At 61.3% G+C, this 16,414-nt stretch carries 17 protein-coding genes; 10 read left to right on the forward strand and 7 right to left on the reverse strand.

From position 1 onward, the window contains the following. Window positions 1-19 precede the first annotated feature (19 nt). The 3 genes from acnA (at window position 20) to RRH01S_RS10955 (ending at window position 4,419) form a co-directional block, all read left to right on the forward strand. Entirely contained in the window at window positions 20-2,710 is a 2,691-nt protein-coding gene (gene acnA, locus RRH01S_RS10945) for an aconitate hydratase AcnA (RefSeq protein ID WP_034521712.1), read from the forward strand. A 263-nt stretch (window positions 2,711-2,973) separates the two neighbouring features. Continuing rightward, the gene (locus RRH01S_RS10950; protein WP_007693744.1) at window positions 2,974-3,717 is read left to right on the forward strand and encodes a DUF1223 domain-containing protein; all 744 of its coding nucleotides are present in this window, start codon (window positions 2,974-2,976) and stop codon (window positions 3,715-3,717) included. Between the two features lie 300 nt (window positions 3,718-4,017). Then, window positions 4,018-4,419 (forward strand): DUF2794 domain-containing protein, encoded by a 402-nt coding sequence (locus RRH01S_RS10955; RefSeq protein WP_034521709.1) that lies wholly within the window; start codon window positions 4,018-4,020, stop codon window positions 4,417-4,419. Between the two features lie 107 nt (window positions 4,420-4,526). On the opposite strand, the gene RRH01S_RS10960 is transcribed toward RRH01S_RS10955, so the two are convergent. The 5 genes from RRH01S_RS10960 to RRH01S_RS10980 form a co-directional block, all read right to left on the reverse strand. After that, a complete protein-coding gene (locus RRH01S_RS10960; RefSeq protein ID WP_034521707.1) occupies window positions 4,527-5,150 on the reverse strand; it encodes an outer membrane protein in 624 nt (207 codons plus the stop codon). 300 nt (window positions 5,151-5,450) lie between these two features. Continuing rightward, a complete protein-coding gene (locus tag RRH01S_RS10965) occupies window positions 5,451-6,008 on the reverse strand; it encodes a GNAT family N-acetyltransferase (protein ID WP_012652699.1) in 558 nt (185 codons plus the stop codon). A gap of 118 nt (window positions 6,009-6,126) precedes the next feature. Then, window positions 6,127-6,870, reverse strand: a complete 744-nt coding sequence (locus RRH01S_RS10970) for a Bax inhibitor-1/YccA family protein (RefSeq protein WP_007693736.1) — start codon at window positions 6,868-6,870, stop codon at window positions 6,127-6,129. Window positions 6,871-7,065: 195 nt separating this feature from the next. After that, the gene (locus tag RRH01S_RS10975; RefSeq protein WP_012652698.1) at window positions 7,066-9,612 is read right to left on the reverse strand and encodes an ABC transporter permease; all 2,547 of its coding nucleotides are present in this window, start codon (window positions 9,610-9,612) and stop codon (window positions 7,066-7,068) included. Continuing rightward, window positions 9,609-10,319, reverse strand: a complete 711-nt coding sequence (locus RRH01S_RS10980; protein WP_007693732.1) for an ABC transporter ATP-binding protein — start codon at window positions 10,317-10,319, stop codon at window positions 9,609-9,611. The genes RRH01S_RS10975 and RRH01S_RS10980 overlap by 4 nt, the downstream gene beginning before the upstream one ends. A gap of 75 nt (window positions 10,320-10,394) precedes the next feature. On the opposite strand from RRH01S_RS10980, the gene RRH01S_RS10985 reads away from it, so the two are divergent. Both RRH01S_RS10985 and thpR read left to right on the forward strand, forming a co-directional pair. After that, window positions 10,395-11,045 (forward strand): arylesterase, encoded by a 651-nt coding sequence (locus RRH01S_RS10985; RefSeq protein ID WP_012652696.1) that lies wholly within the window; start codon window positions 10,395-10,397, stop codon window positions 11,043-11,045. Between the two features lie 68 nt (window positions 11,046-11,113). Next, complete coding sequence (thpR, locus tag RRH01S_RS10990; RefSeq protein WP_007693727.1) at window positions 11,114-11,710, forward strand: RNA 2',3'-cyclic phosphodiesterase; 597 nt, start codon at window positions 11,114-11,116, stop codon at window positions 11,708-11,710. Here the strand turns inward: thpR and RRH01S_RS10995 are convergent. Further along, window positions 11,641-12,123, reverse strand: a complete 483-nt coding sequence (locus tag RRH01S_RS10995; protein WP_012652694.1) for a low molecular weight protein-tyrosine-phosphatase — start codon at window positions 12,121-12,123, stop codon at window positions 11,641-11,643. The genes thpR and RRH01S_RS10995 overlap by 70 nt on opposite strands. 36 nt (window positions 12,124-12,159) lie before the next feature. Between RRH01S_RS10995 and RRH01S_RS11000 the strand changes: the two genes are divergently transcribed. The 5 genes from RRH01S_RS11000 to RRH01S_RS11020 all read left to right on the forward strand — a co-directional run bounded on the left by RRH01S_RS11000 (window position 12,160) and on the right by RRH01S_RS11020 (window position 15,735). Beyond that, window positions 12,160-12,465: a 4a-hydroxytetrahydrobiopterin dehydratase gene (locus RRH01S_RS11000; protein ID WP_007693723.1), complete on the forward strand. Its 306-nt coding sequence runs from the start codon at window positions 12,160-12,162 to the stop codon at window positions 12,463-12,465. 65 nt (window positions 12,466-12,530) lie between these two features. Next, window positions 12,531-12,920, forward strand: coding sequence for a YkvA family protein (locus tag RRH01S_RS11005; protein ID WP_007693721.1), 390 nt, complete (start codon window positions 12,531-12,533; stop codon window positions 12,918-12,920). Window positions 12,921-13,255: 335 nt separating this feature from the next. After that, complete coding sequence (locus RRH01S_RS11010) at window positions 13,256-13,807, forward strand: invasion associated locus B family protein (protein WP_034521703.1); 552 nt, start codon at window positions 13,256-13,258, stop codon at window positions 13,805-13,807. Between the two features lie 264 nt (window positions 13,808-14,071). Beyond that, window positions 14,072-15,307 (forward strand): dual-specificity RNA methyltransferase RlmN, encoded by a 1,236-nt coding sequence (gene rlmN / locus RRH01S_RS11015; protein ID WP_007693718.1) that lies wholly within the window; start codon window positions 14,072-14,074, stop codon window positions 15,305-15,307. A gap of 5 nt (window positions 15,308-15,312) precedes the next feature. Next, entirely contained in the window at window positions 15,313-15,735 is a 423-nt protein-coding gene (locus tag RRH01S_RS11020) for a hypothetical protein (protein ID WP_034521701.1), read from the forward strand. Here the strand turns inward: RRH01S_RS11020 and RRH01S_RS11025 are convergent. Beyond that, window positions 15,719-16,360 carry a LysE family translocator gene (locus RRH01S_RS11025; RefSeq protein ID WP_007693716.1) on the reverse strand — a complete coding sequence of 214 codons (642 nt, stop codon included), beginning with the start codon at window positions 16,358-16,360 and terminating at the stop codon, window positions 15,719-15,721. The genes RRH01S_RS11020 and RRH01S_RS11025 overlap by 17 nt on opposite strands. Window positions 16,361-16,414: the final 54 nt, after the last annotated feature.

Genomic DNA, 16,414 nt, shown 5'->3' on the forward strand with positions numbered 1-16,414 from the left:
ATCAGAAACGGGGTATCTCGTGTCTAAATCTCTTGACAGTTTCAATTGTCGGTCCACGCTGACCGTGGGCGGAAAAGACTATGTCTATTTCAGCCTGCCCAAGGCCGAGGCCAATGGTCTGCCCGGCGTTGCCAAGCTTCCCTATTCGATGAAGGTGCTGCTGGAAAACCTGCTGCGCTTCGAAGACGGTCAGACGGTCACCAAGGAACACATCCTTGCCGTTGCCGAATGGCTGACCAACAAGGGTACCGTCGAGAACGAAATCGCCTATCGCCCGGCGCGCGTGCTGATGCAGGACTTCACCGGCGTTCCGGCCGTGGTCGATCTCGCCGCCATGCGTGACGCGATGGTGTCGCTCGGTGGCGATCCTGAAAAGATCAACCCGCTCGTTCCCGTCGACCTCGTCATCGACCACTCCGTCATCGTCGACGAATTCGGCACGCCGCAGGCTTTTGCCCGCAACGTCGAGCTGGAATATGAGCGCAATGGCGAGCGTTACCGCTTCCTGAAGTGGGGCCAGCAGGCGTTCAAGAATTTCCGCGTCGTTCCCCCCGGCACCGGCATCTGTCACCAGGTCAACCTCGAATATCTCGGCCAGACCGTCTGGACGAAGGAAGAGGATGGCGAGACGATCGCCTATCCCGACACCTGCGTCGGCACCGATTCGCACACGACCATGATCAACGGTCTCGGCGTTCTCGGCTGGGGCGTTGGCGGTATCGAGGCTGAAGCCGCCATGCTCGGCCAGCCGGTTTCCATGCTGCTGCCGGAAGTCATCGGCTTCAAGCTCACCGGCAAGCTCAAGGAAGGCGTCACGGCGACCGACCTGGTGCTGACCGTCGTGCAGATGCTGCGCAAGAAGGGCGTCGTCTCCAAGTTCGTCGAATTCTTCGGCCCTGGCCTCGACGCGCTGCCGCTCGCCGACCGCGCCACCATCGGCAACATGGGTCCGGAATACGGCGCGACCTGCGGCTTCTTCCCGGTCGACAAGGAAACCCTGAACTATCTCAACATGTCCGGCCGTACGAAGGATCGTATCGCGCTGGTCGAAGCCTATTCCAAGGCGCAGGGCATGTGGCGTGACAACGACGGCGCCGATCTCGTCTTCACCGACACGCTTGAACTCGACCTCAGCGACGTCGTGCCGGCCATGGCTGGCCCGAAGCGCCCGGAAGGCCGTATTCCTCTGGAAAACATTGCCTCCGGTTTCGCCACCTCGCTCGAAACCGAATACAAGAAGCCCGGCCAGCTTTCGAACCGCTATGCGGTTGAAGGCACGGATTTCGATCTCGGCCATGGTGACGTGGCGATCGCCGCCATCACGTCCTGCACCAACACCTCGAACCCGTCGGTTTTGATCGCAGCCGGCCTTCTCGCCCGCAACGCCGTTGCCAAGGGCTTGAAGAGCAAGCCGTGGGTCAAGACCTCGCTGGCACCCGGATCTCAGGTCGTTGGCGAATATCTCGCCAAGTCCGGTCTGCAGGCCGATCTCGACAAGCTCGGCTTCAACCTGGTCGGCTTCGGCTGCACCACCTGCATCGGCAATTCCGGCCCGCTGCCGGCGCCGGTCTCGAAGACGATCAACGACAAGGGCCTGATTGTTTCCGGCGTTCTCTCCGGCAACCGCAACTTCGAAGGCCGTATTTCGCCTGACGTCCAGGCCAACTATCTCGCTTCTCCGCCGCTCGTCGTCGCCTATGCGCTCGCCGGCACGGTGCAGCTCGACCTGACCAAGGAGCCGATCGGCGAAGATCAGGACGGCAAGCCGGTCTTCCTCAAGGATATCTGGCCGAGCTCGCATGAGATCCAGGAATTCATCCTGAAATACGTCACCCGCGAACTCTACGAATCCAAGTACGCCGACGTCTTCAAGGGCGATGCCAACTGGCAGGCCGTGCAGATTCCTCCGGGCCAGACCTATGCCTGGGACGACAACTCGACCTACGTCCAGAACCCGCCTTACTTCGTGGGCATGGGCAAGACCGGCGCCGGCATTTCCGACATTAAGGGTGCCCGCGTTCTCGGCCTCTTCGGCGACAAGATCACTACCGACCACATTTCGCCTGCCGGTTCGATCAAGGCTGCTTCGCCGGCTGGTTCCTACCTGCTCGGTCATGGCGTCGGCGTTGCCGACTTCAACCAGTACGGCACGCGTCGCGGCAATCATGAAGTGATGATGCGCGGCACCTTCGCCAATATCCGCATCCGCAACCACATGCTCGGCCCGAACGGCAAGGAAGGTGGCTACACCATCCACTATCCGTCCAAGGAAGAGATGTCGATCTATGACGCGGCTATGCAGTACAAGGCCGAGGGCGTTCCGCTCGTGATCTTCGCCGGCGTCGAATACGGCAACGGCTCGTCGCGCGACTGGGCTGCCAAGGGCACCAACCTGCTCGGTGTGCGCGCCGTCGTTGCCCAGTCCTTCGAGCGTATCCACCGCTCGAACCTGGTCGGCATGGGCGTCATCCCCTTCGTCTTCGAGGACGGCACCACCTGGGCCACTCTCGACCTCAAGGGTGATGAAGTTGTCACGATCGAAGGCCTGGAAGACATCAAGCCGCGCGAGCGCAAGATCGCCAAGGTCACCTATGGCGACGGCACGGTCCGGGATATCCCGATCATCTGCCGTATCGATACGCTGGATGAGGTCGTCTACGTCAACAATGGCGGCATCCTGCAGACGGTTCTGCGCGATCTCGCTGCCTGATAGCCATTAAGGCCATGTTTGGACGCCGCCGGGGGAAACTTCCCCGGCGGCGTCTTGTTTTTCACGCTGATGTGTTCGCCGCGGTGGCCTTAGGCCCTGCTCTCACCCCTTCGTGACTTTTAGTCATCGCGCTTAGCTATTATCTCTTGTTTCAGATTTATCAGGCTTGATGAGAGCTTTACGGATACCCTGGAAAGCGGCAGGCGATTTCAGGGTGCTGTATTGGCTTTGGCCTTCAGCGTCTGAGAAAGAGGTATAACGGCATGCGCCTTCGATTTTCGGTTTCACTTCTGGCAGGCATCGCGCTCGCGAGTTCGCTGCATGCGCAGGAGCTTGCCAAGATCAAGGGGGTTGTCGAGCTGTTCACGTCTCAGGGCTGTTCGTCCTGCCCGCCGGCGGATGCCGCGTTTCGCAAACTGATCCGGCAGGGCGACGTCGTGGCGCTCGCCTATCATGTCGACTACTGGAACTATCTCGGCTGGAACGACACGATGGCCTCCAAGGACAATACGGCGCGCCAATATGCCTATGCCCGGACGATGGGCCGCAGCGGGGTCTATACGCCGCAGGCGATCATCAATGGCCGAGACCATATGAGTGGTGCCGACTTCGACGGCATCAATGTCAAGCTCGACGACTTCCAGCACCAGGGCAAGGGACTAACGATCCCGGTGACCGCCGCGATGAAGGGCGACGAGCTGGAGATCAAGATCGGCGCCGGCCAGGGCAAGGCGAATGTGGTCGTTGCCTATTTCGACAAGGAACAGCTCGTCTCCCCGAAGGGTGGCGAAAACAACGGCCAGCAGATCGCCTATCTGCATGCGGTCTCGGACGTCGAGACCGTCGGCATGTGGGACGGCAAGCAAATGAGCGTGGTGCTGCCCGCCAATGTCCTGGACAAGGACGGCCGGCGCGGCATGGCGGTTCTGCTGCAATCTTCCACGTCGTCCGGCGATCCGGCGGCGATCATCGGTGCGACCGTGCTGACGATCGGCTCCGACGGCTGATCGTTTTTGGCCAGGGCCGAAGAAGTCTTAGTCCGATAGGTCGCAACAAGGTGAAGTGCCCGGCGAGGACGCATTCGGGGCTGGGGTTCGGTCGACGCGCCCCCGGCCGGGCCGTTTGGCGCGGCGGCGCCAAACGGCTACCAATAGTTCCGGAAAATGGGGCGTCGTTTTGACTGAAATGCGGCGGCGCGGAGATGCTTTCCTCCGGCGTAAAAATTTGTGAGAGGCCGCCGGTCTTGCAATTTGGTGCGGCTGAGGCAAACTGTCATCCTCTTGTCATGACCAGCCCCTGGGGGATTGATGACTGATCAGCCGGATTTGCGACACGGCGAAAGCCGTTCCGTCGACACCAATTCTTCCGTCGTTGTTGATCTCAGGGAATACAAGCAGAACAGGGATCCGCTGCCGGTAACCTTCCATCGCAGGGAGCTGGATGCGATCCTGTGGATCTACGGCCGCATGGTCGGCGAGGGCGAGTGGCGGGACTATGCCATCGACCATCTCGGAGACAAGGCGGTCTTTTCCGTCTTCAAGCGCTCCGGTGAACTGCCGCTCTTCCGCATCGAGAAAAACCCGAAGCTCGCCGCTAAGCAGGGCGCCTTCAGCGTGGTCAACACCAACGGCATGATCCTGAAGCGGGGCCACGAGCTGAGCCACGTGCTGAAGGTTTTCGACAAGCAGCTGAAGCTGGTGGAGAAGTGATCTCGATTATCTCGAGCAATCGGTCCTGCCTGTGATCAACGGCTGATGGACAAACGAAAAACCCCGCCGGTGGGCGGGGTTTCGTTTGGAGCCTGGTAGCGTCGAAATTAGAACTTCAAGCCGACGCCGAGGTTTATCGACTGCTCGGTGAGGTCGCTCTTCACGCCCTGCAATTCCTTGCTGCCGAAATCGCTGTAGCGGTATTCCGCGCGGGCGAAGATGTTGTTGGTGAAGGCATAGTCGACACCGGTGCCGGCCGTCCAGCCGCTGAAGACAACCTTGCCGTCGCCCGAACCGGAAACATCGGCGAAGCCGCGAGCAGCGGTCCATCCGGCCGCGCCGTAGATCAGCAGATTGTCGAAAGCATAGCCGACCCGTCCGCGAACTGCGCCCGACCAATCGGTGCCGACGCTCGATGCGTTGGCGACGGCCTTGTTGTTCCAGTTGTAGTCGATATTGCCGTCAACGCCGACGACGACCTTGTCGAACTGATAGTTGTATCCGAAGAAATTACCCAAAAAGCCGCCCTTGAAGTCTTCGGATTGGTCGCCACTGCCGAACTTGAAGTTGCCCTTGGTGATCGCGCCGCCGCCGTGGACACCGAGATAAGGGCCGGACCAGGTGAAGACTGAAGCCGGAGCTGCAGCCGCAACAGGCTCCTCGGTCAGATCAGCGGCAACCGCGGACGTGGAGGCCAGCGCGAGCAAGGCGGGAATGAGCAGATATTTCATATATATTTCCTTCTATAAATCATATGTGCCAATGCGATGCCCACAGGTTGCGGCGTGCGATCCTGCCTCAACGCGAGGGAAAACGAATCTCTGAACAAATCGGGGAATCGGCGGTTGCGAAGCGTTATCGCCGTCAAAATAGCGAATCGAATGTTGCCGTGGCTGCTTTAATGTTGAGAAATGTTGCGGGATCGTATCCGGCTCTTCTCCGGACACTGGGATCGTCTGGAGCTTTTGCTCCAGCCCCATTGTTATCCGGCTGGCCTGGCGTCTTTTCTCCAGGGAAAAGGAGAGACTGCCTTACTCGCTGAACAGGGTTCCCGGATAGGCCGAGGGATCGGGGTCCGTTTCCGCACCGTCGCCCAGCGCCTTCTGCATCAGCATCGTGTCCAGCCAGCGGCCGTGCTTGTAGCCCGTGCCTTTCAGCAGGCCCGTTTCCGCGAAGCCGGCGGCGCGGTGAAGGGCGATCGAGGCCGGGGCGGCACCGCCGATGACGGCGATCATCTGGCGGAAGCCGAGCGCTTCGCAGGTCTCCACCAGCTTTGCCAGCAGCAGCTTGCCGAGGCCGCGACCGCGTGCTTCAGGCGCAATGTAGATCGAATCCTCCACCATCCAGCGATAGGCCGGCCGTGTGCGGAAGGCGGACGCATAGGCGTAGCCTAGAATTTTTCCGCTGCCGTCCTCGGCGACGATATAGGGATAGCCCTTATCCAGGATCGCCTGAAAACGGTTTGCCATTTCCGCCTCGTCCGGTGGGATGAGCTCATAGCTTGCCGTGCCGTTGAGAACGGCGTCGCGATAGATGGCGGTAATCCGGGGGAGGTCGTTCGGGGCGGCCTGGCGAAGGCGGAAGGACATCTGGGTTTATTGCCTGATCTGCGGTTTGGAGACCCGATATAAAATCGCGCGGGCAGGTTAGGCAAACAGAAAAGGCGGCCGAGGCCGCCTTTTCGAACTTTCATTCAGGTCGCTGCAATTATTTGCGGTTGCCCATGAACTGCAGCAGGAACATGAACAGGTTGATGAAGTCGAGGTAGAGCGACAGGGCGCCCATGATCGCCTTGCGGCCGGCCACGGCAACGTCGTCGGCCTGATAGTACATTTCCTTGATCCGCTGCGTGTCGTAGGCGGTGAGGCCTGCGAAGATCAGCACGCCGATCACCGAGATCGCGAACTGCATGGCGGACGAAGCCAGGAAGATGTTGACGAGCGACGCGATGATCAGGCCGAACAGGCCCATCATCAGGAACGAACCCATCGCCGACAGATCACGCTTGGTCGTGTAGCCGTATAGCGACAGCGCGCCGAACGAGGCGGCGGTCACGAAGAAGGTCTGCACGACGCTCTGGCCGGTGTAGATGATGAAGATCGACGACAGCGACAGGCCCACCAGCGCGGCGTAGACCCAGAAGGTCGTCGTAGCGGCGGCCACGCTCATGCTGTTGATCCTGAAGCTCAGGAAGAACACCATCGCCAACGGTGCGAAGATCACGACCCACTTCAGCGGGCTCTGGTAGATCGCCTGGCCGAAGGCAGTGATCTGGCCGTCGGAGAAGGAGAGCGAGAATGCGAAATAGGCGGCCAGACCTGTGATCGCCAGACCCAGCGCCATCAGGTTGTAGACCTTGAGCATGTAAGCTCGAAGGCCCTCATCTATCATCGCACCGGTCTGCGCGCCTGCTTGCGGCGTCCGGTTTTGGTAATTGCGAAAGTCAGCCATGTTTTCCTCTTTTAAGCTCCGATATGATTACGGTGTCGGGCGATTTCGTCCCAGGCGCCGCTGCGGAGCTCCAGCATGCCTGCGTAGAATATGAGGCTTTCAAGGCTTTTGCACAAGGCCCAAGCGGTTGGGGCGGGGTTAAATCGATGTAATATCGGGCCGTTTCGCGGTGAAGAGGCGCGGCCCGATCGTGGTTCATAACTCGCGCAGAACGGGCGCCGCTTTCTGGCCGAGCACGCGCCAGGTGCCGATAAGGCCGATGCCGACCGTCAGCAGCAGCGCGATGACAAGCGTCGAAAAGGCGACGTCGGGCAGGAAGGTCGACGGCAGTTTCATGATACGGCTGACGACATACCAGGCGGCCGTCGAGCCGGCGAGGAGCGCGAAGACGGCGGTGGCAGCCCCTAGGATCAGATATTCGTAGCTGAAGGCGCGGATCAGCATCGCCCGCGTCGCGCCGAGCGTCTTCAGCACCACCGCATCATGTGTGCGGGCGCGGTTGCCCGCCGCCAGCGCGCCGGCAAGCACCAGCACCGAGGCGATGAGTGCGACGGAAGCCGCGGCGCGGATGGCGGTGGCAAGCTGCCCGACCAGCGTATTGACGATGTCGATCGCGTCCTTGACCCGGATGCTGGTGATCGTCGGATAGGTGTTGGTGACGTTCTTCAGGATCGCGGCTTCCTGCACCGAGGTGGCGGAAGGATCGGTCAGGGTCGCAAGCCATGCATGCGGTGCGCCCTTGAAGGTGTTGGGGGAGAAGATCATGACGAAGTTGATCGACAGCGACTGCCACTGGACCTTGCGGAAGCTGGCGACCTTGGCCGTCACATTGCGGCCGAGCACGTTGACGGTCAGCTTGTCGCCGAGCTTCAGGCCGAGCGCCTTGCCTTCTTCATCGGAGAAGGAAACCAGCGGTTCGCCGCTATAGTCCTTGCCCCACCATTCGCCTTCCGTGAGGGCGGCGTTTTCGGGCATGGTATCGGCATAGGTGATGCCGCGATCGCCGCGCAGCACCCATTGGCCGGCCGGCGGCACCTTTATCTTGCTGACGTCTTCGCCGTTGAAGGCAACGATGCGGCCGCGCAGCATCGGTGCCTCGACGAGCTTGCCCTCGGGTGCCTGGGCCTGCACGACCTTGCGGAAGCCGTCGAGCTCCGAGCTTTGAATATCGACGAAGAAGAAATTCGGCGCCTGTTCGCTCATGCGCCCGGTCAGCTGCTGGCGCATGTTGCCGTCGATCAGCGTCAGCGTCACCAGAAGCGCCAGGCCGAGGCCGAGCGACAGGACGACGGAGGAGGTCAACGCGCCGGGCCGATGGATGTTGCCGATCGCCAGTCGCAGGGCCGGCGAGTGCACGCGCGGGCTGCGGCGGGCAAGCCATGACAACAGCGCGGCCACCGCGCGAAGCACGACGAAGGCACCCGCGATCGAGACAATGAAGACGACAGCGATGCGGCGGTCATAGGCGGTATAGATCGCAAGGGCTGCCAGTGCCGCCATCAGCAGGCCGGCGGTCAGCAGATAGGGCCAGCCCGGCAGGCGGCGTGCTTCGAAGCCCTGTTCCCGGAAGAGCGCGGTTGCCGGCACTTCGCGGGCATGGCCGAGCGGCGGAATGGCGAAGGCGAGCGTCGTCAGCAGACCGAAAAGGGCAGCCAGCGCCAGCGGGCCGGGATAGAGCTGCGGCGCGGTGGAGATCGGCAGGAATTCGGCCATGAATTGCGAGGCCAGCATCGGTGCGATGGCGCCGAACACGAGGCCGATGGCAACGCCGGCAAGCGCGATCAGGACGATCTGGATCAGGTAGATCATCACCACGACGAAGGCTGGCGCGCCGAGACATTTGAAGGTGGCGATGGTGGTACGCTTGGCGTCGAGGAAGGCGCGCACGGCATTGGCGACGCCGACACCGCCGACGATCAGGGCGGTGAGGCCAACCAGGGTCAGGAATTGCGAGAAACGGGTGATGTTGTCGGCAAGCGCCGGGGCGGCCCGGTTGCTGGTCTGGACCGACCAGCCGGCCTGCGGGAAAGCCGCATTGGCGCGGGTGGTGATATCGCGCAGACCGCTGGCGGGATCGTCCATGCGGATCTTGTAGACCTGTTCGACCAGGCTGCCGGTGGTGATCAGCCCGGAAGCTTGCAAGGCCTCGCGGCTGGTGAGCAGTCGCGGGGCGAAGCCGAAACCTTCGGAGACCGCGTCCGGCTCGGTCTTCACCGTGCCGGTGACCCGAAGCTTTGTATTGCCGAGCAGCAGTTCGCTGCCGATTTTGAGGTTCAGCCGTTCGAGAAGCAGGGGGGCGAGGACGGCGCCATAGGTCCCGTCCCTGGCGGCGAGCAGCGTCGACAGCGGCTGGTTCGGATCGGCCTCGAAGGTGCCATAGAGCGGATAGGCGCCATCGACCGCCTTGACCTGGACCAGCGCCTGGTCGGAGCCATCGGGCAGCCGGGCCATGGAGCGCAGGCCGGTGGATCGGGAGATCCGGCCGAGGCTTTCGAGATAGGCCAGTTCGTCCGGCCTTGCCTCGCGATTGTTAAGCTCGAAGCGGACGTCAGCGGCAAGGAGCGACTGGCCCTGGGTCGAAATCGCGTCGGTAATCGACTGCGAGACCGAGTTGACGGCGGCAATCGCGCCGGTGCCGAGCGCGATGCAGGCGAGAAAGATGTAGAAGCCGCCGAGACCGCCGCGCAATTCGCGCAGCGCCAGGCGGAAGGCAAGCGTGAAGCGTGCGCCTGCCGCCGTCATGCTATCGCCGCCTGGCTGGTCCGCGCGTGGGCGCTGTCGCCCTCGATCTCGCCGGAGCGGACGCGGATCTGGCGGGAGCAGCGGGCGGCGAGGGAGGGATCGTGGGTGACGAGCAGCATCGTCGTGCCGCGCTCGGCCTGCTGGGCAAACAAAAGGTCGGCGATCTGCCGTCCGGTATCGGTGTCGAGGTTGCCGGTCGGCTCGTCGGCGATCAGAAGGGCCGGCGAGGGGGCGAGCGCGCGGGCGATCGCCACGCGCTGCTGTTCGCCGCCTGAAAGCTGGCCGGGATAATGGCTCAGCCGCTCGCCGAGGCCGACGGCCTCCAGCTCTTTCCGGGCGATGTCGAAGGCGTCGCGGACATTGGCGAGTTCCAGCGGCACGGCGACATTTTCCAGCGCCGTCATGTTAGCGATGAGATGGAAGGACTGGAAGACGATGCCGATATTGCGGCCGCGGAAATCAGCGACGCGATCCTCGCTCAAGGCATGCAGGGGCGTGTCGCGGATCAGAAGTTCGCCGCTATCCAGCTTTTCCAGGCCGGCCAGCACCATCAGCAGCGTCGACTTGCCGGAGCCGGAGGGGCCGACGATGCCGACGGCCTCGCCCTCCATGATCGTGAGGTCGATGCCCTTCAGCACATGGACGGAGGCGGCGGCATTGCCGAGCGTCAAATCCGCCTTCTTCAGCTCGATGATGGTTTTTGCCAATGCGGGACGCCCTATATACATCTGAGATCATGGCGGGCGCGATTTGGCCCGCGCAGCGAATTTAGGGAATGGATCATGAGTTTTAAAGCTGCTGCGTTTCACTTCGCTGTCATTGCTTTCGGCCTTTTGTTTGGCACGGCGAGCGCAGCCGAAGCGCGGACCATCCAATTGGTCGGTTTCGGCGACAGCCTGATGGCCGGCTACCAGCTGCCGCCGGGCGACGGATTTCCGGCCAAGCTGGAGGCGGCGCTGAAGGCGAAGGGGCTGGACGTGGCGATTGCCGATGCCGGCGTATCTGGCGACACGACGTCGGGCGGGTTGTCGCGCATCGACTGGTCGGTGCCGGACGGGACTGACGGGGTGATCCTCGAGCTCGGTGCCAACGACGCCTTGCGCGGCATTCCGCCGGAAGACACCGAAAAGAACCTGGATACGATCATCGCCAGGCTGAAGGCGCGCAACATTCCCGTGCTACTTGCCGGCATGCTGGCGCCGCCGAACATGGGGTCGGACTATGCGGCGAAATTCAATCCGATCTACCAGCGGCTTGCCGATAAATATCAGCTGACGCTCTATCCGTTCTTTCTCGATGGGGTTGCGACACATGCGGATCTGCAACTGAATGACGGCATGCATCCGAACCCGCAGGGGGTCGATGTGATGGTGCAACGCTTCGAGCCCGTCGCTGCCAGTTTCATAGGGACGATTGCCGCAGCTGCGAAATAGATGCTTGCACCGGCTGCAATTGCGTGATTCCCTGCTTATACCTGCAAGAGATTCGGGGAGTGCTCGTAATGCCGAGACTTTTTACCGCCCTCGAAATTCCGCGCAACGCGGCCATGAGCCTTTCGTTGTTGCGCGGCGGTCTTCCCGGTGCCAGATGGATCGACGTTGAAAATTATCACATCACCCTTCGTTTCATCGGCGATGTCGATGGGCGCACGGCGGATGAGATCGTCGACCGTCTGGATCGGATCGACCGGCCGGAATTCCAGCTTCGGCTGGAAGGTATCGGCTCCTTCGGTTCCAAGAAACCACATTCGGTCTGGGCTGGCGTCACGCAGACGCCCGACATGTACGCCCTGCAAGGCGAGATCGAGCGCATCTGCCAGCGCATCGGCTTGCCGCCGGATCCTCGCAAATTCACGCCGCATGTGACGCTCGCCCGTCTAAAATCCTCGCGCGTCGACGATGTGGTGCACTATCTCTCCGGACGCGGCGACTTTCATACCTCGCCGTTCACGGTGGGCCGCTTCGTGCTGTTGTCATCACGCGAATCGGTCGGCGGCGGTCCTTACCTCACCGAAGAGGTCTTCCCGCTTCATGAGGCCCGCAGTGCCTTCCCCAGTGTGGGAAGCAGCGCGTTGCAGCCCGCCAAGAGCATGGTGTAGACCGCCTCGAAACCCTCGTGGCCGCCATAGTAAGGGTCGGGAATGTCCTTATTGCTGCCCAGCGCGAGGGCGTTGAAGAGATGTAGCCTGCCGAGCGCATCGGCAGGCGCGATTTTCCGTAAATTCTTCAAATTGTCTTGATCCATTGCCAGGATCAGGTCGAACCGGTCGAAGTCCAAGGCTTCGATGCGGCGTGCGCGTTGGCCGGAAATGTCGACGCCGTGACCGGCGGCGGCAGCCACCGAGCGGCGGTCCGGTCTTTCACCCTGATGCCAGCCGCCGGTGCCGGCCGAATCGACCTCGAACGCGGAGCCGCGACCGGCCTCAGTCGCAAGATGCCGAAAAATACCTTCGGCGAGCGGTGAGCGGCAGATGTTGCCGGCGCAAACAAACAGAATCCTGAAGCGGTCCATGATATCCTTCAACCGATCGAGAGGAGTGACCTTGCCATGAAATACGAAAAGCTGGAACCGGCCGCAATCGATGAAACCGTCGCTGGCCTTGTTGGCTGGACATTGGCCGCGGACCGTCTGTCGATTTCGAAGAGTTACAAATTCCGCAATTTCGTCGAAGCCTTCGGTTTCATGACCGAGGCGGCCCTGACGGCGGAGAAACTCAACCATCATCCGGAATGGTTCAATGTCTATTCGCGTGTCGACGTGAAACTGACGACCCATGACGCCAATGGCTTGACCGATCACGACGTCAAGCTCGCAAAAGCGATGGAAAAGGCGGCGGCGCGACGAGCCGATTGAATCGCGGAGAGCGATCACCATATGTTTATGCGCCCTGGAACAGGGGCTTCGGTGGAGTGCGTGGAATGGATGACATCAAGTATGGGGAGATCCTGATGCCTGGTGACGAAGAGACCCAAAAACGTCAGGAGAAGTCGGTGCGCAGCAAGTTCTGGCCGACCTTGCGCAAGGCGGCACGGTACATTCCGTTTTCCCGCGATGTCGTTGCGGCCTTCTATTGCGCCCTCGATTCGCAGACGCCGACGCGCGTTCGCGGCATATTGCTGGCTGCGCTCGGCTATTTCGTCATGCCGATCGATATCATCCCCGATTTCTTCGCGGTCATCGGTTTTTCGGATGATGTCGCGGTGCTGACGCTCGCTTTCAGCATGATCAAGGGCCATATCCGCCAGGAACATTATGACGCCGCCGACCGGGCCTTGGCCAACGAGCCCGAGGCCGCAAAGACGGCGTGAGTCCCGCCCTGCCGGACGTGGCGGAAATCCTGCCGGGTTTCCAGACCTTTATCAGGTCCTCCTGATTTTAGAGAGGTCAAATTCTTGCCTGAATCTTTCTGTCATAACTCGATCCCGTAGGATGGTGTTCCGCCATCCGGGTTTTCCAATTCTTCCTGATGCGTTTCAGGCCTGGCGCGGCGCTTGAATTGAAATGGCACAGACGGGGGCACTTAATGCTCCGTTGACGGTTTGGTAACCTGAATAAAGTCAAAATAGGGCAGCTCATGAGCATAGGCAGGCGTGCGTACTCAAATCGCCTCGAGCTCTGGACCGCAAGAAATCGGCAGGAAACCATGTTTGTAAAAAGCTTCGCAATCGCCCTCTCGCTCGTTCTGGCCGGCACCGGCATTGCCTCAGCGCAGACCAAGAAGCAGGCGCCCGCACAGGCGCAGGCAGCAGCACCGGCGGCTCCGACGCGCATCCAGCAATTCGATGCCTGGGGCGCCTATTCCTACCAGGCCGGCGCGGGCAAGGTCTGCTACGTTCTTTCCGTGCCGACGACCAAGATGCCGGCCACTGGCATCGATCACGGTGACAACTTTTTCATAGTTTCCCAGCGCCCGGGTCAGAACATCTCCTATGAGCCGCAGGCGATGATGGGCTATCCGCTCAAGGACAATTCCAAGGTCGATGTCGTCATCGACAACAAGACCTTCGTGATGTTCACCAAGGACAAGGCAGCCTGGGTCGAGAATGCCGCGCAGGAACCGGCGCTGGTCGCAGCGCTCAAGTCCGGCCATTCGCTGAAGGTCACCGCGACCTCGAAGAGGGGCACGGGTACCACCTATACCTACTCGCTGAAGGGCGTCACCGCGGCGCTCAAGCAGATCGAAAACTGCAAATAGGATCGATGATGCTGCGATCACGCCAAAGTGATTGCGGGTTCCATCGAGACCGAAGTGCTAAGGCCGGCCCGGGTGGCTGGCCTTTTGCTTTTTCAAGAGGGATGACGCGGACTGAAATTAATGCTAAAGGCCGCCCCAACAAGCGGTGTGTTTTGCAAGTTTCTTGCCCGCACCTAGATGAACCTTCTGATTTCAGTGCCTTGCCCGCGCCCGCAGCTTTCCAGCTTTTGGGGGCATCGCCGATATGAACCATTGGAATATCCTATGTCCGCCATCGATGTCATGACCCCATCCAAGCTCAAGCCGATGCCCGTGTCGCAGCCGGTCGAGCTTTCACCGAAACCGTCGCTGATCGGCCTGACGCGCGAGGAGATGGGGGCGGCTCTCAAGGAGAAGGGCGTCGCCGACAAGCAGGTCAAGATGCGCGTCAGCCAGCTCTGGAACTGGATCTATGTGCGCGGCGTCTCCGATTTCGACGCCATGGCGAATGTCTCCAAGGACATGCGCGAAATGCTGAAGGCGCATTTCACCATCGCCCGGCCGGAGATCGTCGAGGAACAGGTCTCCAACGACGGCACCCGCAAATGGCTGCTGCGTTTTCCGCCACGCGGCGCAGGTCGCCCGGTCGAGGTCGAGACAGTTTACATTCCTGAAGAGGGCCGCGGCACGCTCTGCGTTTCCAGCCAGGTCGGCTGTTCGCTCACCTGTTCCTTCTGTCACACCGGCACGCAGCGCCTGGTGCGCAACCTGACGGCGGAAGAAATTCTGTCGCAGCTGCTTCTGGCGCGCGACCGGCTCGGTGATTTTCCGGACCGTGAAGCGCCGCAGGGCACGATCATGCCGGCGGAAGGCCGCAAGGTCAGCAACATGGTCATGATGGGCATGGGCGAGCCGCTCTACAATTTCGAAAGCGTCAAGACGGCGCTGCTGATCGCCTCCGACGGCGACGGCCTGTCGCTGTCGAAGCGGCGCATCACGCTGTCCACCTCCGGCGTCGTGCCGGAAATTTACCGCACCGGCGATGAGATCGGCGTCATGCTGGCAATCTCGCTGCATGCCGTGCGCGACGATCTGCGCGACATGCTAGTGCCGATCAACAAGAAATATCCGCTCAAGGAATTGATGGACGCCTGCCGCGCCTATCCCGGCCTTTCGAATGCCCGGCGCATCACCTTCGAATATGTGATGCTGAAGGGCGTCAACGACAGTCTCGAGGATGCCAAGGGGCTGATCCAGCTTCTGAAGGGCATCCCGTCCAAGATCAACCTGATCCCCTTCAATCCCTGGCCGGGCACGAATTACCAGTGTTCGGATTGGGAGCAGATCGAGAAATTCGCCGATTTCATCAACGCGGCCGGTTACGCCTCGCCGATCCGTACGCCGCGCGGCCGCGACATTCTCGCCGCTTGCGGCCAGTTGAAGTCGGATTCGGAGCGCATGCGCAAGACCGAGCGACTGGCTTTTGAGGCAATGATGATCGCCAATCACGGCGAGGATTGAGATCGATGCTTCTCGGGTTGCGCAGGCCTCTGCGGCTCCTGTGGGGCTATCTCGGCGCCTGTGTGCTGATGGGCTTCGTGCTCGCTTCCGTCGCCGCCTGGACCATGCCCGGGATGGCCGCGCCAGAGCTGTTCGCACTCACCGTCGCCCTGACCAAACTTGCGATGATCGTCAGCATCCTGCCGTCGCTTGTCGTCATTCCGCTTTTCGAATGGCGCGGCATGCGTCGCTGGTACGGCTATGCGATCTATGGCGCCTTGCTGTCGGCGGTGGCGTCCGTCCTGATTTCGGGTGGCCTGGGCAAGCCGCAGGCCCTGAACCTGATCACCGTGGTTGTCTGTTTTGCCTTTCTCGGCGCTGCCAGCGCCACCGTCTATTGGTGGATCGCCGGCCGCTTTGCCGGGCGGGCGCTCAACGCGCCTGCGTGAGGAAAATCTTCGCCGCGAAGATCGAAAAGACGCCGGCGAAGGTATAGTCGAGACCGCGCAGGACGCCGCGATTGTTCTGCAGCCAGGACGACAGCTTGTCGGCAGCGAGAACGACGATGATGTTCACCGGCACGCCGACAACAATGAAGAAGAATCCCAGGAACAGCAGCTTGTGTGTGACGGCCGGGTCGCCCGCCGTAACGAACTGCGGCAGGAAGGTCATGAAAAAGATGATGACCTTCGGGTTCAGCAGATTGACCCAGAAGCCGTTGGCGATGTTGGAGAGCGGTGTTTTCCTGGCCGCGTCGACCTGCATGACCGACAGGCTGGAACCGAAGCGGATCGCCTGGATCGCCAGCCACAGCAGATAGGCGGCGCCGCCGGTTTTCAGCATGGTGAAGGCGATGGGCGAGGCTGTAATCAGCGCCGAGATGCCGAAAGCCACCAGGCATGTGTGGACGACGACGCCGAGGGTGGTGCCGAGGACGACGAAGAGTGCAGCCCTTTTGCCCTGTGCCAAGGCACGGCTGATCGAGAGCGTCATGTCGGGGCCGGGGGTCATCGCGAGAAGCAGGGTTGCCGCGGTAAAGGCGAGAAGGGTCGATAGGCTGGGTAGGAAATCCATCGGGGCAGCTCCGAAAGCCGGATAGGGATCAGCGTTTTCTATCCGGCTTTCGGC

It is taken from the genome of Rhizobium rhizogenes NBRC 13257, assembly GCF_000696095.1.
GTDB classification, from domain to species: Bacteria; Pseudomonadota; Alphaproteobacteria; order Rhizobiales; family Rhizobiaceae; genus Rhizobium; species Rhizobium rhizogenes.

Coding starts and splice junctions, on each gene's coding strand:
- RRH01S_RS10970 (WP_007693736.1), bottom strand. CDS start 6,870: ATGGCTGACTTTCGCAATTACCAAAACCGGACGCCGCAAGCAGGCGCG.
- RRH01S_RS11025 (WP_007693716.1), bottom strand. CDS start 16,360: ATGGATTTCCTACCCAGCCTATCGACCCTTCTCGCCTTTACCGCGGCA.
- RRH01S_RS10965 (WP_012652699.1), bottom strand. CDS start 6,008: ATGTCCTTCCGCCTTCGCCAGGCCGCCCCGAACGACCTCCCCCGGATT.
- RRH01S_RS11020 (WP_034521701.1), top strand. CDS start 15,313: ATGCTTCTCGGGTTGCGCAGGCCTCTGCGGCTCCTGTGGGGCTATCTC.
- RRH01S_RS11000 (WP_007693723.1), top strand. CDS start 12,160: ATGAAATACGAAAAGCTGGAACCGGCCGCAATCGATGAAACCGTCGCT.
- RRH01S_RS10975 (WP_012652698.1), bottom strand. CDS start 9,612: ATGACGGCGGCAGGCGCACGCTTCACGCTTGCCTTCCGCCTGGCGCTG.
- RRH01S_RS10955 (WP_034521709.1), top strand. CDS start 4,018: ATGACTGATCAGCCGGATTTGCGACACGGCGAAAGCCGTTCCGTCGAC.
- RRH01S_RS10950 (WP_007693744.1), top strand. CDS start 2,974: ATGCGCCTTCGATTTTCGGTTTCACTTCTGGCAGGCATCGCGCTCGCG.
- thpR (WP_007693727.1), top strand. CDS start 11,114: ATGCCGAGACTTTTTACCGCCCTCGAAATTCCGCGCAACGCGGCCATG.
- RRH01S_RS11005 (WP_007693721.1), top strand. CDS start 12,531: ATGGATGACATCAAGTATGGGGAGATCCTGATGCCTGGTGACGAAGAG.
- rlmN (WP_007693718.1), top strand. CDS start 14,072: ATGTCCGCCATCGATGTCATGACCCCATCCAAGCTCAAGCCGATGCCC.
- RRH01S_RS10995 (WP_012652694.1), bottom strand. CDS start 12,123: ATGGACCGCTTCAGGATTCTGTTTGTTTGCGCCGGCAACATCTGCCGC.
- RRH01S_RS10985 (WP_012652696.1), top strand. CDS start 10,395: ATGAGTTTTAAAGCTGCTGCGTTTCACTTCGCTGTCATTGCTTTCGGC.
- RRH01S_RS11010 (WP_034521703.1), top strand. CDS start 13,256: ATGTTTGTAAAAAGCTTCGCAATCGCCCTCTCGCTCGTTCTGGCCGGC.
- RRH01S_RS10960 (WP_034521707.1), bottom strand. CDS start 5,150: ATGAAATATCTGCTCATTCCCGCCTTGCTCGCGCTGGCCTCCACGTCC.